24 protein-coding genes and 1 pseudogene are annotated in these 25,234 nt (G+C 63.6%); 14 read left to right on the forward strand and 11 right to left on the reverse strand.

Going from position 1 to position 25,234, the window contains the following annotated elements; translation table 11 throughout:
* The first annotated feature begins 94 nt into the window (after nucleotides 1-94).
* Entirely contained in the window at nucleotides 95-2,650 is a 2,556-nt protein-coding gene (locus DWF74_RS20830; protein ID WP_115581623.1) for a LuxR C-terminal-related transcriptional regulator, read from the forward strand.
* A gap of 10 nt (nucleotides 2,651-2,660) precedes the next feature.
* On the opposite strand, the gene DWF74_RS20835 is transcribed toward DWF74_RS20830, so the two are convergent.
* Nucleotides 2,661-3,461, reverse strand: a complete 801-nt coding sequence (locus tag DWF74_RS20835) for an IclR family transcriptional regulator (RefSeq protein ID WP_102861192.1) — start codon at nucleotides 3,459-3,461, stop codon at nucleotides 2,661-2,663.
* A gap of 167 nt (nucleotides 3,462-3,628) precedes the next feature.
* Between DWF74_RS20835 and hmgA the strand changes: the two genes are divergently transcribed.
* From hmgA to DWF74_RS20855, 4 genes are all read left to right on the forward strand, one after another.
* Nucleotides 3,629-4,933, forward strand: a complete 1,305-nt coding sequence (gene hmgA, locus DWF74_RS20840) for a homogentisate 1,2-dioxygenase (protein ID WP_060837587.1) — start codon at nucleotides 3,629-3,631, stop codon at nucleotides 4,931-4,933.
* Between the two features lie 3 nt (nucleotides 4,934-4,936).
* Nucleotides 4,937-6,241: a fumarylacetoacetase gene (gene fahA, locus DWF74_RS20845; protein ID WP_115581624.1), complete on the forward strand. Its 1,305-nt coding sequence runs from the start codon at nucleotides 4,937-4,939 to the stop codon at nucleotides 6,239-6,241.
* Nucleotides 6,242-6,252: 11 nt separating this feature from the next.
* Nucleotides 6,253-6,891, forward strand: coding sequence for a maleylacetoacetate isomerase (maiA, locus tag DWF74_RS20850; protein WP_102861194.1), 639 nt, complete (start codon nucleotides 6,253-6,255; stop codon nucleotides 6,889-6,891).
* A 138-nt stretch (nucleotides 6,892-7,029) separates the two neighbouring features.
* Nucleotides 7,030-8,400: an MFS transporter gene (locus DWF74_RS20855; protein ID WP_102861195.1), complete on the forward strand. Its 1,371-nt coding sequence runs from the start codon at nucleotides 7,030-7,032 to the stop codon at nucleotides 8,398-8,400.
* A 12-nt stretch (nucleotides 8,401-8,412) separates the two neighbouring features.
* On the opposite strand, the gene DWF74_RS20860 is transcribed toward DWF74_RS20855, so the two are convergent.
* The 3 genes from DWF74_RS20860 to DWF74_RS20870 all read right to left on the reverse strand — a co-directional run bounded on the left by DWF74_RS20860 (nucleotide 8,413) and on the right by DWF74_RS20870 (nucleotide 10,628).
* On the reverse strand, nucleotides 8,413-8,880 hold the full coding sequence (locus tag DWF74_RS20860) for a GNAT family N-acetyltransferase (RefSeq protein WP_102861196.1): 468 nt from the start codon (nucleotides 8,878-8,880) through the stop codon (nucleotides 8,413-8,415).
* Nucleotides 8,881-8,936: 56 nt separating this feature from the next.
* The gene (locus DWF74_RS20865) at nucleotides 8,937-9,749 is read right to left on the reverse strand and encodes a class I SAM-dependent methyltransferase (RefSeq protein WP_162884108.1); all 813 of its coding nucleotides are present in this window, start codon (nucleotides 9,747-9,749) and stop codon (nucleotides 8,937-8,939) included.
* 75 nt (nucleotides 9,750-9,824) lie between these two features.
* A complete protein-coding gene (locus DWF74_RS20870; RefSeq protein ID WP_102861198.1) occupies nucleotides 9,825-10,628 on the reverse strand; it encodes a SirB1 family protein in 804 nt (267 codons plus the stop codon).
* Between the two features lie 182 nt (nucleotides 10,629-10,810).
* Between DWF74_RS20870 and DWF74_RS20875 the strand changes: the two genes are divergently transcribed.
* The 3 genes from DWF74_RS20875 to DWF74_RS20885 all read left to right on the forward strand — a co-directional run bounded on the left by DWF74_RS20875 (nucleotide 10,811) and on the right by DWF74_RS20885 (nucleotide 12,617).
* Nucleotides 10,811-11,830 (forward strand): Leu/Phe/Val dehydrogenase, encoded by a 1,020-nt coding sequence (locus tag DWF74_RS20875; protein WP_115581626.1) that lies wholly within the window; start codon nucleotides 10,811-10,813, stop codon nucleotides 11,828-11,830.
* Nucleotides 11,831-11,940: 110 nt separating this feature from the next.
* Nucleotides 11,941-12,195, forward strand: a complete 255-nt coding sequence (locus tag DWF74_RS20880; RefSeq protein WP_102861200.1) for a hypothetical protein — start codon at nucleotides 11,941-11,943, stop codon at nucleotides 12,193-12,195.
* On the forward strand, nucleotides 12,192-12,617 hold the full coding sequence (locus tag DWF74_RS20885; RefSeq protein WP_102861201.1) for a hypothetical protein: 426 nt from the start codon (nucleotides 12,192-12,194) through the stop codon (nucleotides 12,615-12,617). Before DWF74_RS20880 ends, DWF74_RS20885 begins: the two co-directional genes overlap by 4 nt.
* 177 nt (nucleotides 12,618-12,794) lie before the next feature.
* On the opposite strand, the pseudogene DWF74_RS20890 reads toward DWF74_RS20885, so the two are convergent.
* A pseudogene (locus DWF74_RS20890) lies at nucleotides 12,795-13,049 on the reverse strand (YebG family protein); the annotation flags it as partial.
* A 266-nt stretch (nucleotides 13,050-13,315) separates the two neighbouring features.
* Between DWF74_RS20890 and DWF74_RS20895 the strand changes: the two are divergent.
* Entirely contained in the window at nucleotides 13,316-13,816 is a 501-nt protein-coding gene (locus DWF74_RS20895) for a phosphate-starvation-inducible protein PsiE (RefSeq protein WP_102861203.1), read from the forward strand.
* Here DWF74_RS20895 and DWF74_RS20900 read toward each other — a convergent pair.
* The 3 genes from DWF74_RS20900 to DWF74_RS20910 form a co-directional block, all read right to left on the reverse strand.
* Entirely contained in the window at nucleotides 13,813-14,130 is a 318-nt protein-coding gene (locus DWF74_RS20900; RefSeq protein ID WP_115581627.1) for a DUF3509 domain-containing protein, read from the reverse strand. The two genes, DWF74_RS20895 and DWF74_RS20900, sit on opposite strands and share 4 nt — an antisense overlap.
* A 219-nt stretch (nucleotides 14,131-14,349) precedes the next feature.
* A complete protein-coding gene (locus tag DWF74_RS20905; RefSeq protein ID WP_115581628.1) occupies nucleotides 14,350-15,645 on the reverse strand; it encodes a serine/threonine transporter in 1,296 nt (431 codons plus the stop codon).
* Nucleotides 15,646-15,708: 63 nt separating this feature from the next.
* Nucleotides 15,709-17,085: an L-serine ammonia-lyase gene (locus tag DWF74_RS20910; RefSeq protein WP_115581629.1), complete on the reverse strand. Its 1,377-nt coding sequence runs from the start codon at nucleotides 17,083-17,085 to the stop codon at nucleotides 15,709-15,711.
* 135 nt (nucleotides 17,086-17,220) lie between these two features.
* Here DWF74_RS20910 and DWF74_RS20915 point away from each other — a divergent pair, with 135 nt between their 5' ends.
* Both DWF74_RS20915 and DWF74_RS20920 read left to right on the forward strand, forming a co-directional pair.
* The gene (locus DWF74_RS20915; protein WP_115581630.1) at nucleotides 17,221-18,168 is read left to right on the forward strand and encodes a LysR substrate-binding domain-containing protein; all 948 of its coding nucleotides are present in this window, start codon (nucleotides 17,221-17,223) and stop codon (nucleotides 18,166-18,168) included.
* A gap of 213 nt (nucleotides 18,169-18,381) precedes the next feature.
* Nucleotides 18,382-18,789, forward strand: a complete 408-nt coding sequence (locus tag DWF74_RS20920) for an HPF/RaiA family ribosome-associated protein (RefSeq protein ID WP_102861208.1) — start codon at nucleotides 18,382-18,384, stop codon at nucleotides 18,787-18,789.
* Nucleotides 18,790-18,856: 67 nt separating this feature from the next.
* On the opposite strand, the gene fecA is transcribed toward DWF74_RS20920, so the two are convergent.
* From fecA to DWF74_RS20935, 3 genes are all read right to left on the reverse strand, one after another.
* Nucleotides 18,857-21,217, reverse strand: a complete 2,361-nt coding sequence (fecA, locus tag DWF74_RS20925) for a TonB-dependent Fe(3+) dicitrate receptor FecA (RefSeq protein ID WP_115581631.1) — start codon at nucleotides 21,215-21,217, stop codon at nucleotides 18,857-18,859.
* Nucleotides 21,218-21,350: 133 nt separating this feature from the next.
* Nucleotides 21,351-22,316, reverse strand: coding sequence for a FecR domain-containing protein (locus tag DWF74_RS20930; protein ID WP_115581632.1), 966 nt, complete (start codon nucleotides 22,314-22,316; stop codon nucleotides 21,351-21,353).
* A gap of 8 nt (nucleotides 22,317-22,324) precedes the next feature.
* Nucleotides 22,325-22,843, reverse strand: a complete 519-nt coding sequence (locus DWF74_RS20935; protein ID WP_371826178.1) for a sigma-70 family RNA polymerase sigma factor — start codon at nucleotides 22,841-22,843, stop codon at nucleotides 22,325-22,327.
* Nucleotides 22,844-23,033: 190 nt separating this feature from the next.
* On the opposite strand from DWF74_RS20935, the gene DWF74_RS20940 reads away from it, so the two are divergent.
* Genes DWF74_RS20940 through DWF74_RS20950 form a run of 3 tightly spaced genes read left to right on the forward strand, consistent with a single transcriptional unit; the run spans nucleotide 23,034 to nucleotide 25,227 of the window.
* Nucleotides 23,034-23,339, forward strand: coding sequence for a DUF3649 domain-containing protein (locus tag DWF74_RS20940; RefSeq protein WP_102861711.1), 306 nt, complete (start codon nucleotides 23,034-23,036; stop codon nucleotides 23,337-23,339).
* Nucleotides 23,336-24,901: a PepSY-associated TM helix domain-containing protein gene (locus DWF74_RS20945; protein ID WP_115581633.1), complete on the forward strand. Its 1,566-nt coding sequence runs from the start codon at nucleotides 23,336-23,338 to the stop codon at nucleotides 24,899-24,901. Before DWF74_RS20940 ends, DWF74_RS20945 begins: the two co-directional genes overlap by 4 nt.
* A complete protein-coding gene (locus DWF74_RS20950) occupies nucleotides 24,901-25,227 on the forward strand; it encodes a DUF3325 domain-containing protein (RefSeq protein WP_102861213.1) in 327 nt (108 codons plus the stop codon). The genes DWF74_RS20945 and DWF74_RS20950 overlap by 1 nt, the downstream gene beginning before the upstream one ends.
* Nucleotides 25,228-25,234 lie beyond the last annotated feature (7 nt).

The following is a 25,234-nucleotide window of genomic DNA, read 5'->3' on the forward strand; positions in this document are numbered from 1 at the left end:
AGAGGATCAGCCCGCTGAATACTTCTTCAACAGGTCGGGAGGTCGAGGCTAGGGTGGGGGCACGCTGGCTAAAACTATAAAAAGGCTCGCCGCAATGACTGCCATGACTCGTTGTCCAGAGCGTCCCGGGTTCATGCCCCGTTTGTCTTCCCATCATTCTCCACGCGACCACCTGAGTATGCCGTTGCTGGCCTCCAGTGCGCGGGTCAAGTTGTTGTGTGCCCCCGCCGGCAGCGGCAAGACCGCCCTGCTCAGCGAATGCCTGCAGCAGGCCCCCGCTTCGTGCCGGGTCATTTGGTTGCCCCTGGGCGGTGTGTGCCAGAGTCCTGACGACTTGTGTCGTGTCCTGGCCGACGCCTTGGACCAGGTCGATGCCGATCCCGCCGCGCTGCTGTTACACCTGGCTCATCTGCCCAGTCCGGCCTGGCTGTGCATTGATGACTATTGCCGTTTGCCGGCTCCGGAGCTGGACGGGCTGCTGGACCGCTTGCTGAGCATCGACAACCCCTTGCTCACCTGGTGGATCGGCAGTCGCCGCCGCCCCCAATGCAACTGGCCACGCCTGTTGCTGGACGACCAACTCTATGAGCTGGACGGCAGCGCCCTGGCCTTCAGCCAGCGTGATATCGAGCAACTGCTGCAACGTTTGCCGCAACCTTTGTGTGCCCAGACCGCCAGCAGCATCCTGCAGCGCAGTGGCGGCTGGTGTGCCGGGGTGCGCATCGCCTTGCTCGATGGCAGCGAGCGGGTGACCCAACCCTGCAAGCCAGGGCGCCCCAATACCTTGCTCGAATACCTGGAGCATGAGCTGTTCAGCGTGTTACCGGCGGAACTGGCGGAAGTCTGGCAAGTGCTGGCCCAGATGCCGCGGTTCAATGCCGAGTTGTGCGAGCACCTGTTTGGCGCCGGAGAAGGGGCCCAGTACCTGCGTACCCTGCAGGACCTGGGCTGCTTTATCGAACCCTGGGAAGGCGGTGCCGACTGGCTGCAGGTATTTGCACCCCTGGCCCGGCTGATGCGGGATGAGGCCTGGCCCGCCGGGCGCTCCTGGCATCGGCGGGCGTGCCAGTGGTTTACCGCTCAGGAGGATTGGCAGTCGGCCTTTGAGCAGGCGCTATTGGCCCAGGAGTACGAAGTCGCGGTCAGCCTGCTGGAGCATTTCAATATTGAGTTCCTGTTCCAGCAGCACAATGGCTTGTTGCTGTTGCAACTGCATGAGCGCCAGGGCGCCGAGTTGCTGCTGGGCAGTCCGCAGTTACTGGGGTTGCTGGTGGCGGCCATGCTGTTTGCCGGACGCTTCGAACAGGCCGGGCAATGCATGGCCCAGATGGCACGGTTTGCACCGCAACCTTCGGCGGTTGAACAACGTCAACTGCTGGCTCGCTGGCAGGCGCAGCAAGGGTGGCTGTTGCACCTGGGCGGGCGGATGGAGGACGCGCGGCAGCACTTTCGCGAAGCCTTGAACGAGTTGGAGGACGGCGCCTGGACCACCCGTTTGCTGTGCCTGTCCGGCCTGACCCAGCAAGCGCTGCTGTGCGGCGAGCTGGAGGCGGCCCAGTCCCTCAATCGTGAGGCGTTGTGTCTGGCCCGGGCCCAGGATGCGTTGTTGTTCGAAGGCTTGCTGGAGCTCGATCATGCCCAATTGCTGGAACAACGCGGCGCGCCCCATCGGGCGCAAAGTTTGCTGGAACAGGTGATCGAGCGTTTGTCCGGGCAAGCGTTGCGCGCCACGCCCTTGCTCGGGCGCCTGGCCTTGCGCCTCGGCCGGCTGGCGTTGCGCCAGGGAAACGATGGGCAAGCAGCCGAGTATTTTCGCCGAGGGCTTGAGGATTGCCTGGTCAGTCATGACAAGCGCGCCTTGTATGGCTTTCTCGGTGAAGCCCAGTTGGCGGCCAACCAGGGCGACTACGCCCAGGCGTTCGTGCGCCTGCGGGACGCCGAGCGGCTGATGCAGCAACGGCAGATCCCGGACACGGTCTACCGTGGCGTGCTGTTGCAGCTCAGCAGCCAGCTCTGGCTGCAGCAGGGCCGACCGGAACTGGCTCACGAAGCCTTGAGCCGGGTGCTCCGGCACTTTCGCGGGCCCCAGGCCCTGCAGGCGCCGCCGGCCTCCCTGGAATTGATCCCGAGCATTGAGTACCTGCTGGTGCTGGCCGAGGTCCATCTGGGGCGGGCCCAGGCGCCAGTGGCCACGTTGCAGGGGCTGCTGGCCCGGGCCCAGCGCCACGGCATGCTGGGGCTGGAGGCACAGGTGCAATTGGCCCTGGCCGAGGTGGCCTTCATCCTCGGCGATCAAGCCCTGGCGGCGCAGGCGTTGCAGGCCGGGCAGGAGCGGGTGGCGCGCTGCAATCTGCCCCAGGCCCTGCACGAGTTGCGCCTGCGACAACCAGCGTTGTTGCAAGCACTGGACAGCCCGCCAACCACGCTCGCGGCGCCGCCGCAGGAGGATCACGACAGCCTGCTCAGCCTGCGGGAGCTGCAGGTGCTGCAATTGATTGCCCAGGGCTGCTCGAACCAGCAGATTGCCGAGCAGTTGTTCATCTCCCTGCACACGGTGAAGACCCACGGCCGCAGGATCCACAGCAAGCTGGGGGTCGAGCGGCGCACCCAGGCGGTGGCCAAGGCCCAGGCCCTGGGGCTGATGAGTTGAGGCGCGCCGGTTACTCGGGCTGCGGTTGATAACCCATGCGCCAGCTCACCGCAGAGCTGGCCGCCAGCAGGCGTTGGGCCGCGGGTCCATGTTCATCGGCGTGGAACAGCGACGTCGGCCCTACCACGGTCAGCACCGCGGCGATCTTGCCGGTGGCATCGAATACCGGCGCCGACAGGGCATCGACCCCAGGCATCAGTAAACCGTGGACATGGTGCAAGCCGCGCTGGCGGATCTGCTCGGCCAGTGCGTCGTGGACCTGCGGGTCGGCCAGGGCATGGGGGGCACCTGTGGACAGTTCCTGCTGGCGCAGATCGAGGGTTTCCCGTTGTGGCAGGTAGGCGTTGAACACCAGCCCGGTGGATGAGCTGAGCAGGGGCAGCACCGAGCCCAATTGAGTGACCACGGTCACCGCTCGCACCGCCGGCTCGATGTGCACCACGGTCGCGCCCTGATTGCCCCACACCGCAAGGAAGCAGGTTTCGTTCAATTCGTCCCGCAGTTCCGCCAGGGGCAGGGCGCCCACTTTCAACACATCCATGCTGCCCAGGGCCGCCAGCCCCACCCGCAAGGCTTCACGGCCCAGGCCGTAATGATTGGTGGCGGTGTTCTGCTCGGCAAAACCGCTGGCGATCAACGCCTGCAGGTAACGGTGCACCTTGCTCGCCGGCATCTGCACATGTTCGGCCAGGCGCGAAAGAGAAGTGGCCGGTGACAGTTCGGCCAGGGCCTTGAGGATGTCGGTGCCGACTTCGGCCGAGCGGACTTTCTGTTTACCGGTGCTGTCGCTGGTGCTGCGCGGCTTTTCCATGGAGGTGTCGGGGTCCCGTGACAAGTGGCGGTCTTTATAGCTTGACGCTCATAGGCAATCAAATTACGTTATGCGTAATTGGATTACGATAAAAATAACCCAGGCGTGCCGATAACTCTTGTGAAGGAGTGGTGGGCCCCTGCCTATTCCAACTTCCAGGAGGCTCCATGAACCTCGATTCTTCGGCGTCGGCCCTCAGCTACCAATCGGGCTTCGGCAATGAATTCGCCAGCGAAGCCCTGCCGGGCGCACTGCCCGTCGGCCAGAACTCCCCGCAAAAAGCCCCTTACGGCCTGTACGCCGAATTGTTTTCCGGCACCGCCTTCACCATGACCCGCAGCGAAGCCCGGCGCACCTGGATGTACCGCATCCAGCCTTCGGCCAAGCACCCGGCTTTTGCCAAGCTGGCGCGGCAACTGGCAGGCGGCCCGTTGGGTGAAGTCACCCCCAACCGCCTGCGCTGGAGCCCCTTGCAGATTCCAGGCGAGCCCACCGACTTCATCGACGGCCTGGTGGCCATGGTGGCCAACTCGGCAGCGCAGCATCCGGCCGGTATCAGCGTCTATCACTACCGCGCCAACCGCTCGATGGAGCGGGTGTTCTTCAACGCCGATGGCGAGTTGCTGCTGGTGCCAGAACTGGGCCGCCTGCGCATCGTCACCGAGTTGGGTGTGCTGCAGCTGGAGCCGCTGGAAATCGCCGTGCTGCCTCGCGGCCTGAAATTCCGCGTCGAGCTGCTGGACCCGCAAGCCCGTGGCTATGTCGCCGAGAACCACGGTGCGCCATTGCGCCTGCCGGACCTCGGGCCCATTGGCAGCAACGGCCTGGCCAACCCTCGCGACTTCCTGGCGCCGGTGGCCCATTACGAAGACCTGCGCCAGCCCACCACGCTCATCCAGAAATACCTCGGCGAACTCTGGGGCTGCGAGCTCGACCACTCGCCGCTGAACGTCGTCGCCTGGCACGGCAACAACGTGCCGTACAAATACGACCTGCGCCGTTTCAACACCATCGGCACGGTCAGCTTCGACCACCCGGACCCGTCGATCTTCACCGTCTTGACCTCGCCCACCAGCGTGCCGGGCCTGGCCAACCTGGATTTCGTGATCTTCCCGCCACGCTGGATGGTGGCCGAGAACACCTTCCGTCCACCGTGGTTCCACCGCAACCTGATGAACGAGTTCATGGGCCTGATCCAGGGCGCCTACGATGCCAAGGCCGAAGGCTTCCTGCCCGGCGGGGCGTCGCTGCACAGCTGCATGAGCGCCCACGGCCCGGACGGCGAAACCTGCACCAAGGCGATCAACGTCGAGCTGCAGCCGGCCAAGATCGATAACACCATGGCCTTCATGTTCGAAACCAGCCAGGTGCTGCGCCCGAGCCAGTTCGCCCTGGAATGCCCGGAGCTGCAGAACGACTACGATGCTTGCTGGGCCTCGCTGCCCGTCACCTTCAACCCGAATCGGAGATAACCCATGACCTTGCCCACCATCACCCGTAGCTGGGTCGAGTCCGCCAACGGTCACCCCGACTTCCCGTTGCAGAACCTGCCCCTGGGGGTCTTCAGCACCCAGGGTTCGGCGCCCCGCAGTGGCGTTGCCATTGGCGAACAGATTTTCGACCTGGAAGCGGCGCTGGACGCCGGCCTGTTCGAAGGCCAGGCCAAGGCCGCGGTGCAAGCCGCCCGTGGTGGTCAGTTGAACGCTTTCTTCCAGCTTGGCCGTCCGGCCCGCGTCGCCCTGCGTGAGCGCCTGCTGGAACTGCTGGGCGAGGGCAGCAGCCTGCGCGACAAGATCCAAGCCCTGGGCGCGAAGCTGCTGCCCCTGGCGGCGGACTGCCAGATGCACCTGCCGGCCAAGATCAATGACTACACCGACTTCTATGTCGGCATCGAGCACGCGCAGAACGTCGGCAAGCTGTTTCGTCCCGACAACCCCCTGTTGCCCAACTACAAGTACGTGCCCATCGGCTACCACGGTCGCGCCTCGACCATCCGCGTCTCCGGTGCCGATGTGCGCCGGCCCAAGGGCCAGACCCTGCCGGCCGGGCAGAGCGAGCCGACCTTCGGCCCCTGCGCACGCCTGGACTATGAACTGGAACTGGGCATCTGGATTGGCCAGGGCAACGAGATGGGCGAGCCCATCGCGATTGGCGACGCCGCCGAGCACATTGCCGGTTTCTGTCTGCTCAACGACTGGTCGGCGCGGGACATCCAGGCCTGGGAATACCAGCCGCTGGGGCCGTTCCTGTCGAAGAGCTTCATCACCAGCATTTCGCCCTGGGTGGTGACCGCCGAAGCCCTGGAGCCGTTCCGCCAGGCCCAGCCCCAGCGTCCTGAAGGCGACCCGCAACCCTTGCCTTATCTGCTGGACAAGCGCGATCAGGCCGCTGGCGGCTTCGACATCGAGCTGGAAGTGCTGCTGATCACCCAGGCCATGCGCGAGCAGGGCTTGCCGGCCCACCGCCTGACCCTGAGCAACACCCAGTACATGTACTGGACCGTGGCGCAGATGGTGGCGCACCACAGCGTCAACGGTTGCCAGTTGCAGGCGGGTGACCTGTTTGGTTCGGGCACCTTGTCCGGTCCGCAGAGCGGCCAGTTCGGCAGCCTGCTGGAGATCACCGAAGGCGGCAAGAAGCCCATCGAGCTGGCTTCCGGCGAGGTGCGCAAGTTCCTCGAAGACGGCGATGAAATCATCCTGCGCGGGCGTTGCCGCCGCGAAGGTTTCGCCTCCATCGGCTTCGGCGAATGCCGGGGCACGGTCCAACCGGCGCGTTAAGGGAGAGCCTCATGCAGCTCTATACCTACTACCGTTCCACCGCCTCCTATCGGGTGCGGATTGCCCTGGCTCTCAAGGGCCTGGAGTTCCAGGCCATCCCGGTCAACCTGCTGGTGCCCAAGGGCGGCGCCAACCGCCAGCCGGAGTACCTGGAGATCAACCCCCAGGGACGGGTACCGGCCCTGCGCACCGATGACGGCGACCTGCTGATCCAGTCCCTGGCGATCATCGAGTACCTGGAGGAACGTTATCCACAGGTGCCGCTGCTGTCCGAGGACCTGGCCAGCCGTGCCCGGGAACGGGCGGTGGCGGCGATCATCGGCTGCGACGTCCATCCGCTGCATAACTCCAGCACCCTCAACCTGCTGCGCGAGTGGGGGCATGAGGAAGAACAGTTGCTGGTGTGGATCGACCACTGGATCAGCCAGGGCCTGGCCGCCCTGGAACAACTGATCGGTGACCACGGCTTCTGTTTCGGCGATGAGCCAGGGCTGGCCGATGTGTTCCTGATTCCCCAGCTGTATGCCGCCGAGCGCTTCAAGGTGTCTCTGGATGAGTATCCACGGATTCTCCGAGTCGCAGCCCTGGCTGCGGCGCACCCGGCGTTCCAGGCTGCGCACCCGGCCAACCAGCCGGACACCCCGGCCTGAGCCTGCACGCTGCCCCGGCGTGCGGGGCAGCGTGGCATCCGTATCAACCGGGCCCCGCAACGGGGCTTGAGCGGTCACCGCCTGTGACCTGCGCAACACTGCTGCTCATAACCATAAAAAACGAACAGGTACCTTGCGATGCAAAATCAGATTGCCAGCTTTCGTGCTGCGCTCGACGCCCGCCCGGTGTCCCGCTATCAGTGGTTGCTCCTGTTGCTTCTCGCCTTGCTGCTGGTCACTGACGGCTACGATGCCCAGGTCCTGGGTTATGTGGTGCCGGCCCTGGCCCAGGACTGGGGCCTGGAAAAGTCCGCCTTCGGCCCGGTGTTCAGCGCCAACCTGCTGGGTTTGACTCTCGGCTCTCTGGCAGTGACACCTCTGGCAGACCGGTTCGGGGTGCGACGGATTCTGCTCGGTTGCGTGCTGATCTACGCCAGCCTGACGGTGCTGATGGTGTTCGCCAATTCCCTCGACAGCCTGATGGCCGCGCGCTTTATCTGCGGGATTGGCATGGGCGGCGCCATGCCCAGCGCCATGGCCCTGATGTCCGAGTATTCGCCGCCACGCTTGCGCACCTTGATGGTGACGTTGGCCGCCTGCGGTTTCTCATTCGGTGGCGCTGCCGGTGGTTTTGTCGCTGCCGGTTTCATCGACCGCTTCGGTTGGGAGGCGGTGTTCCTGGCCGGTGGGATCACGCCGTTGTTGCTGTTTCCGTTCCTGGTCTGGCGCCTGCCCGAATCCCTGCCGCGCTTGCTGCGCGATGCGCCACCTTATGCGCGCTTGCGCAAGGTCACTGCGCAGATGCTCCCGGACTGGCAGCCACCGCCGGTTGTCAGCGACGCCACTGAAGCACCGGCAGGCAGCAAGCTCACGGTGCTGGAGCTGTTCCGCCAGGGCTATGCGCGGCCAACGCTGCTGATCTGGTCGACGTTTTTTGTCAGCCTGATCCTCCTGTACTTCATGATCAGTTGGTTGCCGACCTTGCTGCTGGAAAGTGGCCTGGCCCTGAAACAGGCCAATCTGGTGACCTCGATGTTCCTCTTCGCCGGCACCCTGGGGGCGATCTGCATGGCCTGGTTCGCCGACCGCCTCAAGCGCAAGGTGCGCTTGCTGGCGGCCGTGCTCGGCGCCGCGGCCCTGTGCACGGTGTTGCTCGGCCTGAATCACGACAACCCGCGTTATCTGGTGGTGTTCGTGTTCGCCGCCGGTTTTTGCATTATCGGCGGCCAGCTGACCCTCAACGCCTTCGCCAGCAATTTCTATCCGGCTCAGGTGCGCGCCACCGGCACTGGCTGGGCGCTGGGGGTGGGGCGCTTCGGTTCGATCCTCGGGCCCTTGTTCGGCAGCCTGCTGTTGGCGATGCATATCCCGGTGCAGCAGATTTTCTTCTTCTGCGCGATTCCGGCGGTACTGGCGGCCTTGCTGATCATCCAGGTGCGCTCGCCGTCCGAGGCTCCCGCAGGGGGGGCGGGAGTGGCACCCGAGCTGCAGGCACCGCTCAAGTCCTGATGTGCTGTCGGTTCAGCGTGCCAGGTGCTTGATCATCGGCACGCAGGCCAGAGTCAGGCCCCGGGGCGACTGGTACTGGGCGATCCGCTCGCCGACGAAACCGCACTGACGATAGAAGTGGGCGGCGTTCAAGGTCGAGTCCAGGATCAGGTGCGGCAGCCCGGCTTGCAGTGCCCGTTCCTCAAGGTAGGCCATCATCTGCCGGCCAATCCCCTGGCCCATGTAGGGCGGGTCGACGAACACCGCGTCGACCTGTCCGGTCTCCAGGTCGAGCAGGCCGCTGGCGGTTACCTGGTCGTCGATGACGGCCACGTAGCCGGTGTTTTCCACCACTTCGATGAAGTAGTCCGCCAGGCTGCCGGCGGTCCATACCTGCAAGTCGGCGTCGGGGTAGTGGCCGCGGCACTGGTGGTTGATGGCTTGGTTACGAATGTCGAAGACCCGTTGCGCGTCGCCGCCATGAGCTTTTCTGATCAGCATGCTGCGCCCGTTCCGTGGAGTGAGCCGAGCATCCTGCCTGAGCTCGGGTGGGGCTGTCATGCGGCCCTGGCCTGGATCAGCAGCAGCCCCCAGCCGGTCAGCAGCGTGCCGTCCGTCCGCAGCAAGGGTTGCATGGCCCCGTGCAGTTCGTCCTTCATCAGTGTGCAGGTGGCGGGCGTCAGACGGTCAAGGTCGTAGGTTTCCCCCAGGGAGTTCCAGAACTCCTCGAAGGTGGGGGTCCATTCAAGGTCCAGCTCTTCGAATTGCACGTCACGGTAATGGCGCGCCAACAGTTCTTGCCAGCCACTCGGGGACTGGGTACGTGGGTCCACCAGAGGCAGGGGCGCTAGCCGGTCGCGTTGGGCGGCGGCACGAAAGGCCTGCAAGTAGCGCTGGCCCGGTTCGCCCAGGAGAAAGCTGCGGCCGACGATGGCCGACAGTTGTCCACCCCGGGCCAGGACTCGATGCACTTCGGCCAGTACCTGTTCGATATCGCTCATGAGCATCAGCGCCAGGTGCGAGACCACAGCGTCGACGCTATCGGTGGCCAGGGACAGGGACTGGGCACGCTCATTGAGCAACATACTGCGCTCCCCGAGACGGGCGCGTGCAGCCTGCAGTTCGGTGGTGCTCATATCCACACCGACCAATCGCGCCGCGGGATACTGCCTGGCGAGCAGATCCAGCAGGAAACCGTCGCCGCAGCCCAGGTCCAGTAGTTGCGCGCCGGGCCGAGCGGCGGCCAGTGTGGCGGCCAGCATGTTGTAGGAGGAACCGCGTCCCGGCAGGCTCAACCCGGAAAAGGCCGGTGGCGTGGTGCCGGGGCGACGCTGGTGAAAGTCCTGAAGAAAGCGTTCGGCACTGTTCATGCTGTTCATCCTTGATGCAAGCGGTGAGCGGAGGTGGCGCGCGGGTGATTGTCGCACGCAGGCAGTGCCCAGCTCTCAATGGACGATGTTGTTGGGCGGCAGATGCCCCAGGCGCTCGGTCAGGCGCAGGCGCTGGATCGGGTCGTCGCTGAGCAGCAAGGCGTGTTCCAGGTCGAAGCGCTCGGCATTCGGGCACTCCAGGCGTTGATAGAGGCTGGCCCGGGCCAGGTAGTCGGCGGCGCTGCCGTTGCCCAGTTCCAGCACGCGCTCGGCATTGATCAGGGCCGCCAGGTTGTCGTCGTAGGACAGGTGCAACTGGCGCAGATTGCGCGACAGGCGCTGGAACATCTGCAGCGGCTCGGCATTGGCCAGGTGTTCGGCACTGAGCTTGATATGGGCGCCGTACTGGCGTTGCAGCAGTTCCCGGCAGTCGGCGGGGTACAGTCGGCGTCCGCCGCAGGGATCGAGCAGATGGTCGGCGCCGGGCACCCGCAGCAGAAAGTGCCCGGGGAAGTTCACCCCCACCAGGGGAATCTGCAACCGTTGTGCCAGCTCCAGGGCAATCAGGGCCAGGGCCAGGGGTTGCCCGCGGCGCGATTCCAGGACCTTGTCCATCAGCGCCGCCTGGGGGCGCAGAGGCAGGTGCTCGTCCTGCTGGAAGCCCAGGTCGTTCATGCGCCGCAACAGTGGCTGGCCCAGTTCGTTCGGCGGTAGATGAGGCAGGCTGCTGCCGATCTGCAGCTGGATCTCCTTGAAGGCTTCCAAGTGACGCTCGGGCACAAGTTTTGGTGCATGCTCGGCGGCAATCCACAGGGCCGCTTCCAGCAGGGCTGGTGGCGAGCGGTGCAGGCAGGCGAAAAAGGCTTGGCGCGGGTTCATCTCAACCTCCGACGGATGCCTCGTTTTAGCCTCGTGGCGCAAGTTCGTCCAGTGCTGACACAGGTGGTAGCAGGTTATTTCCCAATGCCTGCAAAAGCCTGCGGCTTATTCCAGCCTGGCGCAGCAAATTCCAGGCGCAAGCCTATACTGGCGACTACAAGAAGTGATTCGGGAGCCCGTCGATGTTCGCTCTCATGCACAGCACTCGCCTTGAATCGCTGCACCTCAGCGTCGACCCCAGCACCGGGTTGAAGGCAGTGATCGCCATCCACAACAACCGCCTGGGGCCCGCCCTGGGCGGTTGCCGTTATCTGGCCTATCCCGACACCACCAGTGCCGTGGAAGACGCTGCGCGACTGGCCCAGGGCATGAGCTACAAGGCGGCCCTGGCCGGTTTGCCTCAAGGCGGCGGTACCGCGGTGATCATCCGTGCGGCCCATGTGGAAAACCGCGCGGCGCTGTTCGAGGCCTTTGGCCGTTGCATCGAGCAACTGGACGGGCGCTACATCACCGCCATCGACAGCGGCACCTCGGTGGCCGACATGGACTGCATCGCTCAGCAGACCCGCTACGTCACCAGCACCAGCGCCGCCGGAGACCCGTCGCCCCACACCGCCATGGGCGTATTCGCCGGGATTCGCAGCACCGCCATGGCCCGCCTGGGCAGCGACAACCTGGAAGGCCTGCGGGTGGCGATCCAGGGCCTGGGCAACGTCGGCTTTGCCCTGGCCGAGCAACTGCACGCCGCCGGTGCCGAGCTGCTGGTCAGCGACATTGATGCCGGCAAGGTGCAGTTGGCCATGGAGCAACTCGGGGCGCATCCCGTCGCCAACGATTCGTTGCTCAGCACCCCTTGCGACATTCTCGCCCCTTGCGGCCTTGGCGCCGTGCTCAACAGCCTCAGCGTGGCCCAGTTGCGCTGCGCGGCGGTGGCCGGTTCGGCCAACAATCAACTGACCAACCTGCAAGTGGCCGATCAACTGGAGCGGCGCGGGATTCTCTATGCGCCGGACTACGTGATCAATTCGGGTGGCCTGATCTATGTGTCCCTCAAGCATCGCAATGAGCAGCTTCCGGTGATCACCGCGCACCTGTCGAAGATCAGCCTGCGGCTGACGGAGATCTTCGCCCACGCCCAGGCGGAAAAACGCTCCCCGGCGCGGGTCGCGGACGAACTGGCGGAGCGGGTGCTGTACCGCTAGGTAGCTGTGTCTTATCCCTTTGGCTTGCCCTCTGTAGTATCAGGGCCCGGGAAAGGTTGCCGGGCTGAGCCTGATCCCTCGCAGGCCAACGACAAGGAGTGAATTCGACGATGCCTCAAGTGCTGGATAGTGGCCTGGATGAGCAGTTGTCCTCGCTGTTGCGCAAAGGTGCGGATATTCAATCGATACGCCAGCTTCTTGAGCGGTGCCGGGATTGGGGCGTTGGCGCGCAGGCGGTGTACAACTATCTGGCGTCGCTCAGGCATGACGCATCTGCAGAACTTGAAGACAGAATCCTGGAAGCCATGGATATAGCGTCCGGATACTGCTCCCCAGGCTGCAGGGTGTGGGAGGTTGCGCCATGACCCAGGCCCATACCGACCAACCATTGATCGGGTGTTCTGTCAGGGACCTGCAGTTGTACGCTGCGGCGTGCCTGGAGGCTTACTGCCTGAGCAAAGGTATTGCTCATCCTGCTGTAGATGACTTGTTAAAGCACCTTGAGGACTACCCGGAAAAAGATCGTTTGCTGGCCTGGGACAGGGCCGGAGCGCAACTGGCATTGAATGGTCGAGGGGATGATTTGCCACAAAGCCTTGTTGCTTTGATAGCGCCTGAAGATATCGAGGCGTTCTCCAGTCTCGTCGACAGCGCGGTTGAAGTTGGAATGGTCGACCTGTATGGAGGCGCGACCGATTTGCCCGTGATTTTCATGGGCAAGATCACTGCGATATTGCGTCGCAACCTGATCGATTTGCCCGAGCCGAAAGGCGCGGCAGTCGTTTGACCGGCGGCTGCATCAAGGGCACTCCTTGATCGGCAAGCATGAAAAAAGCCCTGTGCCATGGACACAGAGCTTATTCAATTCGCGTAAAGCCTATTTCGCTGCCTTGGCCGCTTTCGCCGGTTTGGTCGGCGCCTCGACTTCAGCAGGTTGCTGCGCTTCAACCACCTCCAGCGCGGGAGCGGGGGCGCTGAGCAATTCGGACAACGCATCCGGCTGGCTCTTGAAGGCCCTGGCGAATACATCGCGGTTCTTCGCCATGTAGATCCCGGCTTCTTCCACCTGTTGCTCGCTCAGCGACGGCACGGCTTTTTGCAACACTTGCGCCAGCACTTCAGCCAGTTCGAGCATTTTGTCATGACGGTCAGCTTCGGCTTTATCCATGAACAAGCGCTCCAGATCTCGGCTGCTGCGGTATACCACTTCGACGGCCATTCACCACCTCACATGCCTTCACGATAATGGGTCTGTATAAATACTGTATCTATATACAGGTCGAGAGAATAGGCGAATCCTTTTCCCTTGGATAGTGGCTTTTTAATGTAGACGGAATTTTTTTCCCGGGTCGATTGTGATGGGGCCGTGCCTCGTTGCGGGCGGCCACCATCTCATTGACGGCTCCTGGCCTTTTTTCTGCATGCAGAACAACCGTCACGTCCAATCCGCATCATCCGGTCGAACCGACCTAAGGAAGAACCATCGTGAAAATCAATTGGGCCGAGAACCTGCGGCAGAACGTCCATCAACTGGCCGAGTCCCTGGGCAACCTGTTTGTCGAGTCGTTCCATTACCTGGCGCTGTTCGCCATTGGCGCGGTGACTGCCTGGGCGGCGGTGATGGAATTCCTGCAGATGCTCGAGGCAGGCCACATCAAGATCGATGACATCCTGCTGTTGTTCATCTACCTGGAATTGGGGGCGATGGTCGGTATCTACTTCAAGACCAACCATATGCCAGTGCGTTTCCTGATCTACGTGGCGATCACCGCGCTGACCCGGCTACTGATTTCCAACGTCTCGCACCACAGCCCGCCAGACCTGGGGATCATCTACCTGTGTGGCGGCATCCTGCTGCTGGCCTTCGCCATTCTGGTGGTGCGCTACGCCTCGTCGCAGTTTCCCTCGGTGAAGATCGAGCATCCGCAACGCAAGATCGGCGCGGGCTCCGGCGAGCACCCGGAAGTGGAGAAGGGCGAGCTCTAGAAACGCAAGGCCTGGGGCGCGGGCCTATGGCCAGCGGACGGCAGCAGTGCGAGGCTGTCGCCGTTGGTCATGGCTTCGAGGATGGCCACGGCGCTGTGGCCTTGCTCGATGGCGATGCCGAATTGAATGCTTTGCACCAGGCGCTTGATGCGCTGCGGGTCATTGCGCTGGGCTGCGCTGATCATGCGCTTGGCCACCACCCGGCCGGCCTGGGACAAGGTCAGCATGATGCTGCCGTCCAGGCCCTGGATGCTCAGGTTGACCTGATAATCCGGGGTGAAGGTGTCGGTAATCAGTTGAAATGGGTTGTCCATGATGCGTCACCGCCTGATTGGATCGTGCAGTCATTGACTGGCAGGGCGCGGAATTAGTTCGCGATTCCAGACCGCTGGCCGGTCGTGTGCCGAGGTTTGCCTACGTCCGTGTTGCTCAAGGATGAACAAAGCAAGGGGCATGCCGGGAACCTCGCCGGGCAATGATTGCGGGGACAAAAAAGCGGACCACAAGGTCCGCTTTTTTTATTCCTGCCCGTTTCAGGGCACGACCGAGTAAATGATCGCAGACAGTGCGATCAGGCCGATCAGCACCACGAACAGGTTCGACAGCTGGCCCGAATACTGGCGCAGCGAAGGCACCCGCTGTATCGCGTACATCGGCATCAAAAACAGCAGGCAGGCGATCACCGGTCCGCCCATGGTCTCGATAATGTGCAGGATGCTCGGGTTGAAGGTGGCCACGGCCCAGCAAGTGAGGATCATGAACAGCGCGGTGATCTTTTCCAGGCGGGTGGACGACAGCGAGCGCCCCCGCAGGTTTTTTACGATCAGCCCCTGAAAGCCTTCGCTGGCGCCGATGTAGTGGCCCAGGAACGACTTGGTAATGGCCACCAGGGCGATCAGCGGTGCGGCGTAGGCGATGACCGGGGTCTGGAAGTGGTTGGCCAGGTACGACAGGATCGAGATGTTCTGTTCCTTGGCCGCCACCAGGTCCGCCGGCGACAGGGCCAGCACGCAGCTGAAGCAGAAGAACATCACCGTCAGCACCATCATGGCGTGGGCCGTGGCCAGGATGCCGCTGCTCTTGCGTTCGGCCTGGGCGCCGTAATGGCGTTTCTGATCCAGGGCGAAGGCCGAGATGATCGGCGAATGGTTGAAGGAGAACACCATCACCGGAATCGCCAGCCACAGGGTCTTGAAGAACAGCGGCAGGGGCATGCCCTCGCTGGCCGAGGCGAAGAACGCGCCGTTCCAGTTGGGAATCAGGCTCAGGGCCAGTAGCAGCAAGGCGGCGACGAACGGATAGACCAGCAGGCTCATGGCCCGCACGATCACGTCCTGGCCACACCGCACGATGGCCATCAAGCCGAGGATCAGCAGCAGCGACAGCAGCGCCCGAGGCGGTGGGGTCATGTGCAGCTGGTGCTCCATGAAGTTGCCCAGGGTGTTGGTCAGGGCCACGCTGTATACCAGCAGGATCGGGAAGATGGCGAAGAAGTAGAGCAGGGTGATCAGCTTGCCGGCACCGACCCCGAAGTGTTCTTCCACCACCTCGGTGATGTCCCCGGAGCGCCCGGAGAGGACGAAACGGGTCAGGCCGCGGTGAGCAAAGAAGGTCATGGGGAAGGCCAGCAGCGACAGCACGATCAATGGCCAGAAGCCACCGACCCCGGCGTTGATCGGCAGGAACAGGGTGCCGGCGCCGATGGCGGTGCCATACAGACCGAGCATCCAGGTGGTGTCGTGCTTGCTCCAGCCTTGCCGGGCTGTCGCCGTGTCGCGGGGTGTGGCTACTGCGGGATTTTCGGCAGCAGGTGTGGGTACATCGGTCATCGGTATCGCCTCGTTATTATTTTTGCTCGGGCTCACGTGTTACGGACGGTCAGGGAAGGCTCCTCAGCATTCCACCCAGCTCACTGCCAGGCCGCCCCGTGAAGTTTCTTTGTATTTGTCATGCATGTCGGCGCCGGTATCGCGCATGGTGCGGATCACCCGGTCCAGGGAAATGAAGTGTTTGCCGTCGCCGCGCAGGGCCATCTGGGTGGCGTTGATCGCTTTCACCGCGGCAATCGCGTTGCGCTCGATGCACGGCACTTGCACCAGCCCGCCCACCGGGTCGCAGGTCAGGCCGAGGTTGTGTTCCAGGCCGATCTCGGCGGCGTTCTCCAGTTGCTCGGGGGTGGCGCCGAGGACTTCCGCCAAACCCGCTGCGGCCATGGCGCAGGCCGAGCCCACTTCGCCCTGGCAGCCGACTTCGGCGCCGGAGATGGAGGCGTTCTTCTTGCACAGGATGCCCACGGCCGCGGCGCCGAGGAAAAAGTTCACGACGTCGTCGTCAGAGGCCTGGGGATTGAACTTCATGTAGTAGTGCAGCACCGCCGGGATGATCCCCGCCGCACCGTTGGTAGGAGCGGTGACCATGCGCCCGCCGGCGGCGTTTTCCTCGTTTACCGCCAGGGCGTAGAGGTTGACCCACTCCATGGCCGAGAGGGTCGAGGTGATGACATTCGGCTTGCCGATTTCCAGCAGGCTGCGGTGCAGCTTGGCGGCGCGCCGGGGGACATCGAGGCCGCCAGGCAGGATGCCTTCGTGGCGCAGGCCCTGTTCGACGCATTCGCGCATCACCGACCAGATATGCAGCAGGCCGCTACGGATTTCGGCGTCGCTGCGCCAAGCCCTTTCGTTGGCCAGCATCAGCTCGCCGACCCGCAGCTTGTGGGTCTTGCACAGCGCCAGCAGTTCAGCAGCGCTGTTGAAGTCGTAAGGCAATTCGACGCTGGCGCCGGCTTCAGTTCCGGCCTCGACCTGGGCGGCCTCGATGATGAAGCCACCACCTACCGAGTAGTAGGTCTGTTCCAGCAGCTTGCCTTGCTCGCCTGAGGCGGTCAGGGACATGGCGTTGGGGTGGTAGGGCAGGCTTTGGTCCAGCAGGAGCAGGTCCTGTTGCCAGTCGAAGGCGATGTTCGTGCGCCCCCCCAGCAGCAATTGGCCGCTGTCGCGCAGTTGCTGGATGCGTGGGCCGATGCTGCCCGGGTCGATGCTGTCGGGCCATTCGCCCATCAGCCCCATGACGCTGGCGCGGTCGGTGGCATGGCCGACACCGGTGGCCGACAGCGAGCCGTAAAGGCGGATCTGCACCCGCTGTACCTGATCCTCCAGGCCCAGGTCGAACAGTGCCTGGGCAAAGGTGGCGGCGGCGCGCATCGGGCCCACGGTGTGGGAACTGGAGGGACCGATACCGACTTTGAAAAGATCGAAAACACTGATAGCCATGCTAAAGCCTTACAAGCAATGGAAGGTGGATCGCTGCCATTTTTTGTAGGCCAAGCGCAATGTCGGCGATACTGCCCGGGTCGGTCGGAACTGACCAACGAAACTTCCTAAGAGATCCTTTAGCAGGACTAAACGATGAGCCGTCAGTTTCATGCCCAGACCTATGTCTGGCTGCATGTGTTTTCCTGTGCCGCGCGGCACCTGTCCTTTACCCGCTGTGCCGAAGAACTGCACATCACCCCCGGTGCGGTCAGCCAGCAGATCCGCCAGTTGGAAGAGCGCCTGGGTCTGCGCCTGTTTCACCGTCGGCCCCGGGGAGTGGAACTGAGTGCCGAAGGCCAGCGGCTGGCGCTGACGGTGAGCGAGGCCTACGGCAGCATCGATGCGGAACTGCGGCGCCTGGACGCGGGAATGATCAGTGGCACCCTGCGTCTGCGTTCGATCCCTTCGTTTCTCGGCAAGTGGCTGACCCCGCGCCTGCCGCGGCTGCAGCAGCGTTATCCGGAGATCCAGCTGCGGCTGGTGGCCGAAGACAGCAGCGTGGCCTTGCACGAAGGCGACTTCGACCTGGCCATCGACCTGAACGACGGCAGCTACCCCGGCTTGCAGTCCACTGCGTTGCTGGATGAGCAGATCTTCCCGGTCTGCGCGCCGAGTCTGCTGCGGGGCCGTCCGCCGTTGCACGGGCCGGCAGATCTGGCGCATTTCCCCCTGCTGCACGACATCACCGCCTGGCGCGGCAGCTTTGAATACGCTGAATGGGAGTTCTACCTCAATGCCATCGGCTTCGAAGGCGCGGATGTGCGTCGTGGCCACACCTTCAACCGCAACCACCTGACCATCGAGGCGGCGATCGCCGGCATGGGCGTGGCGATTGCCCGGCGCACCCTGCTCAATGACGAACTGGAGCGCGGCACCCTGATCGTGCCTTTCGGCCTGGCGGTGCCCAATCACAAGCGTTATGTACTGCTCTATGCACCGGGCGCCCTGAGCCATCCGGGGGGGCGTGCGGTGCATGACTGGCTGGTGGAAGAAGCGGAGATCTTTCGCGGCTTGCACCCTCTGGGTGAGGGGCAATTGTGAGGGGTTGAGCGAGGAAGCCGAATCGAGCTAACTCCCGACCTTAACAGCGCCTTTGCAGTTTGTCCGGCTTTATTTGCGTATGAATATTTATCTTTTTTAAGGGGTTGAAATGTTCGCCGCCGTGCCTAATTGTGTAATCAAGAGGTCACGAAATGCAGGTCCAAACGTCCTGCCTTGACCCTCTTGCGAGCAAGCTGAAATAAGGGAAGAACTATGCAAATCCAAGTCCATAGCGATAACCATATTCAAAGCAGCCTTCGGTTGGAGGAGTGGGTGCGCAGCACCGTTGAAAGCACGCTCGAACGCTACGAAGAAGACCTGACCCGGGTCGTGGTCCACCTGCGGGACGAGAACGGTGGCAAGTCAGGTCCGGACGATATGCGCTGCCAGCTGGAAGCCCGTCCGAAAGGTCACCAGCCGATTTCCGTGACCCACAAGGCCGACACCCTGGAACAGGCCATTGATGGTGCGACCATCAAGCTGGAAAGTGCCCTGGAGCACATGTTCGGTAAATTGCGCGGCAAACGTGCGGCGGCCGTGCCCAGCAGCGACGGCACCGAGGCGGATGCCCTGCTCGAAGAAGAATTCCTGGAAAACCAACAGGCCGCGCTCAATAGCTGACGGCTGAGTTTCTCCCCCAACCCACGGGCCTGCATTGCAGGCCCGTTTTGTTTTGTGGCGAGAAAAGTCAGAACGCCACTGACGTTTGTACATAGAGCGTGCGTGGCTCACCCACGTACTTGCCCTTGTTGTTGTCATCGAAGGAGCGGGTGAAGTACTGGTGGTTGAAGATGTTCTTCACGCCCACCGCCACATTCAGATCCGACAATTGCGGGCCGAAGTCGTAGCCGGCACGGGTGCCGAACAGCATGTAGCCGGGGATGCGGCCGTTGCTGCCGTCGGCACTTTCACGCGAGGTGTTGGCGTTGTCGGCGAACTGGCTGCTCTGGTAGCTGCTGTCGAGGTTGAGCTTCCATGGACCTTCGGTGTAGCTCACCCCCAGGGTGCCCTTGTGCTTGGAGGAGAAGGGCACGCGGTTGCCCTTGTTCGGACCGTCCTCACGAATCGTGGCATCGACGTAGGCATAGGTGGCGTAGACATTGAAACCGGCCAGCGCCGGATCGAGGCCGTCCAGGGCATAGTTGATGCTGCTCTCGATACCCTGGTGCCGGGTTTCGCCCCGGGCGATCACCGTGTCATTGGTCTGGTTGCTGTCGTACTGATTGTCGAAGTTGATCAGGAAGGCGCCGATCTCCGCCCGCAGGTTGCCATCGTCATAGCGGGTGCCCAGTTCCCAGGTGCGGGCCTTTTCCGGTTTGACCTCGCCGCTGGCCACCCGGTTGGGCATCTGGCTGTATTGCACGCTGCCGAAGGAGCCTTCGGTGTTGGCGTAGAGGTTCCAGCTCTCGTTGAGGTGATACAGCACATTCAGCGCCGGCAGCGCGGTGTTGTAGTCGCCCTGGTATTTGACGTGGGTGAGGTTGTTGCTCTGCTGGGACTCGATCATCTCGTAGCGGATGCCCGGGGTCAGGGTCCACTTGCCGATATCGATCCGGTCGTCGACGAAGAATGCGTGGGCCTCGGTGCCGCCACGAGTGTCCCGGTCGTTGCGACTGTTGCTGGTGGGCAGTTGCTGATTGGCGGTCAGCGGTGTGCGATAGCGCAGTTCATGCCCGGCTTCGTTGATGTAGCGGTAGCCGACGCCCACTTCATGGCTGCTGTCCCCCAGGTCGAAGCCCTGGGCGAAGCGGGTTTCCAGGCCACGGACCCAGTACTCGCGGGGTGACAGGGAGAGGAAGCTGCCCTGGTCCAGGTAGCCGCTGCGCAGGGTCTTGGTGAAGAAGCTGTTGACGCTGAACTCCCGGCGATCTTCCTGATAGTGATAGCCGACATTGAACATCGTGCGCCGGCCCCAGAATTTGTCATAGGGACGAGTGGACTGATACGGATCGGCCTTGTAGTCCGCCACGTTCAGGCCGCCGGGCATGTCCGCTTCACCCTCGTAGTACTGGGCCATGGCATTGAAGCTGTTGGCCTCGTCGAGCTGGTACTTGCCCTTGAGAATCAGGTCGTCGATCTGCGTGTCGCTGTGTTCGCGCCAGTCGCCGCCGCGGGTGCCGGAATACAGCAGGGCGCCACCCAGGCCGTTGTCGGCCGTGCCGCCGGCCAGCAGGTTGGCGCTGGTCTTGAAACCGTCATGGCTGGAGGAGGGGCTGGTCTCGGTCTGAAAACTACCCTTGACCGTTGGCGCATCGGGAATCGCCCGGGTCACGAAGTTGACGATGCCGCCGACGTTCTGCGGGCCGTAGCGCACGGCGCCGCCGCCACGCACCACGTCCACGGCATCCATGTTGCCCATGCTGATGGGGGCAAATGACAGTTGCGGCTGACCGTAGGGGGCGAACGGTACCGGGATGCCGTCCATCAGCACCGTGGAACGCGAGGCCAAACGCGGATTGAGGCCGCGAATGCCGAAGTTCAGGGCCATGTCGTGGCTGCCGGTGCCGTTATTGTCCGGTGCATTGACCCCGGGAATCCGATTGAGTACGTCCCGGGCCTGGGTCGCGCCTTGACGCTCGAACTCTTCCCGCCGAATCACGTCCCGCGCGCCAGGGTGCTCGAAGACATCGCTCTGCTGGGCATCGCCGAGCCAGTCACCAACCACGCTGGAGGTCTCCAACTGCACCGACGCCGGGGTTGCCTCGGGGTTGGCCGGTTGCAGGCTGAAGGCATTCTGGCCCTCGGCCCGGGCTTGCAGGCCGGTGCCTTGCAGCAGGGCTTTGAGGCCCTGTTCCGGGCTGTAGTTACCTTCCAGGCCACGACTTTGCACGCCACGGGTGACCTCTGAGCCGAAGGAGATCAGTACCCCGGCTGCACGACCGAACTGGTTCAGCGCGCTTTCCAGGCTGGTCGGGGCAATGTGGTAAGGCTTGGTCTCGGTGGTGGCGGCCAGGACCTGGGGCAGGCTGGCAAGACTCAGGCTGGCGCCTAGCAACAGGTGACGCAGGGTACGGGCCAGGGGTGTGAGGCGGATGGGGTGCTCGGTCATGAACGGCGATCCTGAGAAGGGGGAATCAAGGTGGCTTTCCCTCTCTGTCACCCGAGCCGGGCAAAACGGCTCAACGGCCATGAAAAAATCTTTCTGAGCGAAAGAACCAGCGACGGATGGCGGTTGCCGACAATCACGCCCGAGCCTCAACCGTGACCCAATAGCGGGTAAAACGCCGCACCCTGACCGGCAGACTGATGGCCAGTAGGTCGAGAATCCGCTCGCTGTCATCCAGGGGATAACTGCCTGAGATCAGCAGGTCCGCCACCTGGGCATCGCAGTTCAACTGGCCACGACGGTAGCGCCCCAACTCGTCGAGGAAATCCGCCAGGCGCATATGGGCCGCCACCAGCATGCCTTCGCTCCAGGCACCGCTGCCGGCATCCAGCGCTCGGGGCGGCTGCCAGCTGCTGTGGGTGAAATTCAGTTGTTGTCCGGCCGCTACCTGAGGCGGCAGTGCGCTGTAGTGCGCAGGCGTCACACTGACCGTTCCGGAAAACACCGCCAGCTGACTGTGCTCCTTGAACTGGCGCAGGTTGATTCGTGCGGTAGTGGGGCGGACCTGCCCCTGGGCGGTCTGTACCACCAGCGGCCGGGCGTCCTGGCTGGCGCTGAGCATGATCTCGCCCTCCAGCAGGCGGATCAGTCGTTGTTGTCCATCGAAGCGCACATCCACCGCGCTGCGGGTGTTGAGCTGCAACTGGCTGCCATCGCTCAGTTGCAAGGTGCGCCGCTGGCCCACGGCGCTGCGGTAGTCCGCCAACAGCGGCGGCAGCGGGTTGTGTTCCCGCAGGCCCCAGGCGGCGGCCGAGCCGGCACCGAGGATCAGCAACAGCTTCAGGGCCTGGCGCCGGCTGGCGGATTTCGGTGCATTCAAGGCCGCGTGGGCCAGGGGCGAGGACAAGCCGCGCAAGCGCTGATTGACCCTTTGGATATGCGCCCAGGCTCGCTGGTGTTCGCTATGGGCGTCGTGCCATTGCTGCCAGGCCGCCTGCTGGCGCGGGCTCAAGGGGCCGCCTTGCATTTCGATCAGCCAGTGCACGGCCTGTTCGGCCACGGCGTTGCTGAAGTCGGGCTGGCCATTGAGGTGTGGATTCATCGAGGTGCTCACAGGGCGAAATAACAACGCATGGCGGCTTTGTTCAGATGACGTTTGACTGTGGCGATGGAGATGTTCAATTGCTCGGCAATCTGACCGTAGGTCAGGCCATCGAGCTGACAGAGCAGAAAGGCCCGCTTGACCGGGCGTGGCAGGCCGTCGAGCAAGGCGTCCAGCTCCATCAGGGTCTGCAGGATGATGGCCCGTTCCTCCTCGGAAGGGGCCACCTGTTCCGGCATCTGCGCCAGGGTTTCCTGATAGGCCCGCTCCAGATCCTGGCGCCGGTAGTGGTTGAACAGCACCCGTTTGGCGATGGTGGTGAGAAACGCCCGGGGCTCGATCAGGGTTGGTGTTTCCCGGGCGCTGAGCACACGAATAAAGGTGTCCTGGGCCAGGTCGGCGGCACTGTGCGGGCAGCCGAGCCGGCGCCGCAACCAAGTGTTCAGCCAGCTGTGATGGGCTTGATAGAGGCCTTCGACGGTAGCGCAATGGGACAAGTCGGACGCTCCTGCACCCACAAGGCGCATAAGAGAACAAGAATTGTTCGCATTGTAGTGTTGCGACAGGGTATTCGGCAATCAGCCCGTACCGACAGAAATGGGCCGCGTTGTCGGTGTTTTTTTGCACATGAGAATATTTATCATTAGTATTGTTCGCCTGTTTCTCCCCGACGGCCTGCGCAGTGCCCCGGGCATCCCCTCGCTGCAAGGTTCAAACATGAAAAGCAAGGCCGGCGGAGTTCCCGCTTCCTATCGTCTGGCAGTGGTCTCGCGGGTCTGTGCCGCGGTCCTGGGTGGTTACCTGCTGGCGGCGCTGTCCAGCGTCTGCCTGACCCTGCTGCTGCCCATTCCCCGGGCCGACGCCGTGCTCAGCGGGATGATGGCCTCCTTTGTGTTCTATCTCTTGGCGGTGCTCTGGTGCTTCGCCTGTCGCACTGCCTGGCAGGCCTGGTTCGGCCTGTTGCTGCCAAGCCTGGTGCTGGCGCTGGTCGCCGGTAGCGCCTATTGGGTGGCCTTGCCATGAAGGAAGGTTTGCGTCAGTCCATGGCCTGGCTGCACACCTGGGCCGGGCTGGTGTTCGGCTGGTTGCTGTTCGCGATTTTCTTCACCGGAACCCTGTCCTACTTCAAGGAAGAAATTACCCACTGGATGCAGCCGGAGGCCCCGGTTCGGGCCGTGCATGCCGATATCAGCCTGGATCTGGCCCAGCGTTACCTGGAACAGCACGGCCAGGGCGCGCAGCGCTGGTTCATTACCCTGCCCGATGCGCGTCAGCCGCTGCTGTCGGTGGCCTGGCAGGCGCCGAGCGCCCCGGGCGAGCGCGGTGAGTTCACGGAAAAACTCCTGGACCCCAGCACCGGCAGCGAACTGCAGGTGCGCGATACCCGTGGCGGCGAGTTCTTCTACCGCTTCCACTTCCAGTTGCAAATGCCTTATCCCTGGGGCCGCTGGTTGTCGACCCTGGCCGCCATGGTGATGTTCGTGGCCCTGATCAGCGGCATCATCATCCACAAGAAAATCTTCAAGGACTTCTTCACCTTCCGGCCCCGCAAGGGCCAGCGCACCTGGCTCGACGGGCACAACGCGGTGGGCGTGCTGGTGCTGCCATTCCACTTGATGATCACCTACAGCAGCCTGGTGATCTTCATGTCCATGGTCATGCCGGCGAGCATCCTGGTGGCCTACAAGGGCGACAGCAATGCGTTCTTCAAGGACTTGCGGCCGGCCAGCAACAGCATCCCGGCGGCTGGGCAGCCGGCAGCGCTGACGCCCCTGGACCCGCTGCTCAAGCACGCCCTGGAGCAGTGGCCGGGGGGCCATGCGCAGCGCCTGGTGGTCAACCACCCGGGGGATGTGAATGCGTCGGTGCACGTCATGCGCCACAGCGCCGACCGGGTGGCCCGGGATCTTGGCAGCAGCGTGTCGTTCAACGGGGTCACTGGCCAGCCGTTGGACGCCAGCCCCGAACAGTCCCTGCCCATGGCCATCGGCGGCAGTTTCTATGGCTTGCACATGGGCCTGTTCGCCGGTCCGGTGTTGCGCTGGCTGTACTTTATCTGCGGCCTGGCGAGCACCGCGATGATCGGCACCGGGCTGGTGATCTGGCTGGGCAAGCGCCAGCTCAAGCACGCCAAGCGCGGGGTCATGCCCTTCGAGCTGCGCCTGGTGGAAGTGCTGAACATTGCCAGCATGTCCGGGCTGGTGCTGGCGGTGGCCGGCTTCTTCTGGGCCAACCGGCTGTTGCCGGCAGCCTTCGCCGAGCGCGCCGAGTGGGAGGTCAACAGCTTCTTCATCCTGTGGGGCCTGAGCCTGGTGCATGCCGTGGTCCGGCCCGGGCGGCGTGCCTGGGTCGAGCAATTGAGCCTCGCCGCCTTGCTGTTCTCCAGCATCCCCTTGCTGGACGCGGTGACCAGCCCGAGCCTGATGGACGGCTTCATGGTGCGTGGCGACTGGATGCTGGCGGGCTTCGACCTGGCCTGCCTGAGCGGTGGCCTGTTCCTGGCCTGGGCTGCGCGCAAGCTGCATCGCGGCCAGCACGCACCGGCCCGGCAGCGGCCTCTGCCCCCTGACACCGAGGTGAACTGATGTTGCTGGCGCTGCTGTTGTGTTTTAGCGGATTCACCGGCCTGTGCCTGTCCCTGGACCGGCATCACGGCGAAGTGCTGGGGCACAAGCCCACGACTCGGCGCCAACAGGGCCTGCGCCTGGGAGGCTGGTTGTTGCTGGGCCTGTCGCTGGCGGCGGCAGTGCAGGGCACCGGCTGGAGCCTGGGGCTGGTGCAGTGGTGCGCCGTGCTGATGTGCAGTGCCTTGCTGCTGGTGTTGCTGCTGCCCTATCGCCCGCGTCTGGTGCTGTCGATGGCGGGGGCCAGTCTGTTGGCCTGCCCCCTTGCGGCCCTGGCCCGGTTCTGAGGGAGCG

It is taken from the genome of Pseudomonas protegens, from assembly GCF_003363755.1.
GTDB lineage: Bacteria > Pseudomonadota > Gammaproteobacteria > Pseudomonadales > Pseudomonadaceae > Aquipseudomonas > Aquipseudomonas danubii.

Excerpts from the sequence above, each read along its gene's own strand:
- DWF74_RS20830 (WP_115581623.1), top strand. The coding sequence starts at position 95 with ATGACTGCCATGACTCGTTGTCCAGAGCGTCCCGGGTTCATGCCCCGT.
- DWF74_RS20835 (WP_102861192.1), bottom strand. The coding sequence starts at position 3,461 with ATGGAAAAGCCGCGCAGCACCAGCGACAGCACCGGTAAACAGAAAGTC.
- hmgA (WP_060837587.1), top strand. The coding sequence starts at position 3,629 with ATGAACCTCGATTCTTCGGCGTCGGCCCTCAGCTACCAATCGGGCTTC.
- fahA (WP_115581624.1), top strand. The coding sequence starts at position 4,937 with ATGACCTTGCCCACCATCACCCGTAGCTGGGTCGAGTCCGCCAACGGT.
- maiA (WP_102861194.1), top strand. The coding sequence starts at position 6,253 with ATGCAGCTCTATACCTACTACCGTTCCACCGCCTCCTATCGGGTGCGG.
- DWF74_RS20855 (WP_102861195.1), top strand. The coding sequence starts at position 7,030 with ATGCAAAATCAGATTGCCAGCTTTCGTGCTGCGCTCGACGCCCGCCCG.
- DWF74_RS20860 (WP_102861196.1), bottom strand. The coding sequence starts at position 8,880 with ATGCTGATCAGAAAAGCTCATGGCGGCGACGCGCAACGGGTCTTCGAC.
- DWF74_RS20865 (WP_162884108.1), bottom strand. The coding sequence starts at position 9,749 with ATGAACAGTGCCGAACGCTTTCTTCAGGACTTTCACCAGCGTCGCCCC.
- DWF74_RS20870 (WP_102861198.1), bottom strand. The coding sequence starts at position 10,628 with ATGAACCCGCGCCAAGCCTTTTTCGCCTGCCTGCACCGCTCGCCACCA.
- DWF74_RS20875 (WP_115581626.1), top strand. The coding sequence starts at position 10,811 with ATGTTCGCTCTCATGCACAGCACTCGCCTTGAATCGCTGCACCTCAGC.
- DWF74_RS20880 (WP_102861200.1), top strand. The coding sequence starts at position 11,941 with ATGCCTCAAGTGCTGGATAGTGGCCTGGATGAGCAGTTGTCCTCGCTG.
- DWF74_RS20885 (WP_102861201.1), top strand. The coding sequence starts at position 12,192 with ATGACCCAGGCCCATACCGACCAACCATTGATCGGGTGTTCTGTCAGG.
- DWF74_RS20900 (WP_115581627.1), bottom strand. The coding sequence starts at position 14,130 with ATGGACAACCCATTTCAACTGATTACCGACACCTTCACCCCGGATTAT.
- DWF74_RS20905 (WP_115581628.1), bottom strand. The coding sequence starts at position 15,645 with ATGACCGATGTACCCACACCTGCTGCCGAAAATCCCGCAGTAGCCACA.
- DWF74_RS20910 (WP_115581629.1), bottom strand. The coding sequence starts at position 17,085 with ATGGCTATCAGTGTTTTCGATCTTTTCAAAGTCGGTATCGGTCCCTCC.
- DWF74_RS20915 (WP_115581630.1), top strand. The coding sequence starts at position 17,221 with ATGAGCCGTCAGTTTCATGCCCAGACCTATGTCTGGCTGCATGTGTTT.
- DWF74_RS20920 (WP_102861208.1), top strand. The coding sequence starts at position 18,382 with ATGCAAATCCAAGTCCATAGCGATAACCATATTCAAAGCAGCCTTCGG.
- fecA (WP_115581631.1), bottom strand. The coding sequence starts at position 21,217 with ATGACCGAGCACCCCATCCGCCTCACACCCCTGGCCCGTACCCTGCGT.
- DWF74_RS20930 (WP_115581632.1), bottom strand. The coding sequence starts at position 22,316 with ATGAATCCACACCTCAATGGCCAGCCCGACTTCAGCAACGCCGTGGCC.
- DWF74_RS20935 (WP_371826178.1), bottom strand. The coding sequence starts at position 22,843 with ATGCGCCTTGTGGGTGCAGGAGCGTCCGACTTGTCCCATTGCGCTACC.
- DWF74_RS20940 (WP_102861711.1), top strand. The coding sequence starts at position 23,034 with ATGAAAAGCAAGGCCGGCGGAGTTCCCGCTTCCTATCGTCTGGCAGTG.
- DWF74_RS20945 (WP_115581633.1), top strand. The coding sequence starts at position 23,336 with ATGAAGGAAGGTTTGCGTCAGTCCATGGCCTGGCTGCACACCTGGGCC.
- DWF74_RS20950 (WP_102861213.1), top strand. The coding sequence starts at position 24,901 with ATGTTGCTGGCGCTGCTGTTGTGTTTTAGCGGATTCACCGGCCTGTGC.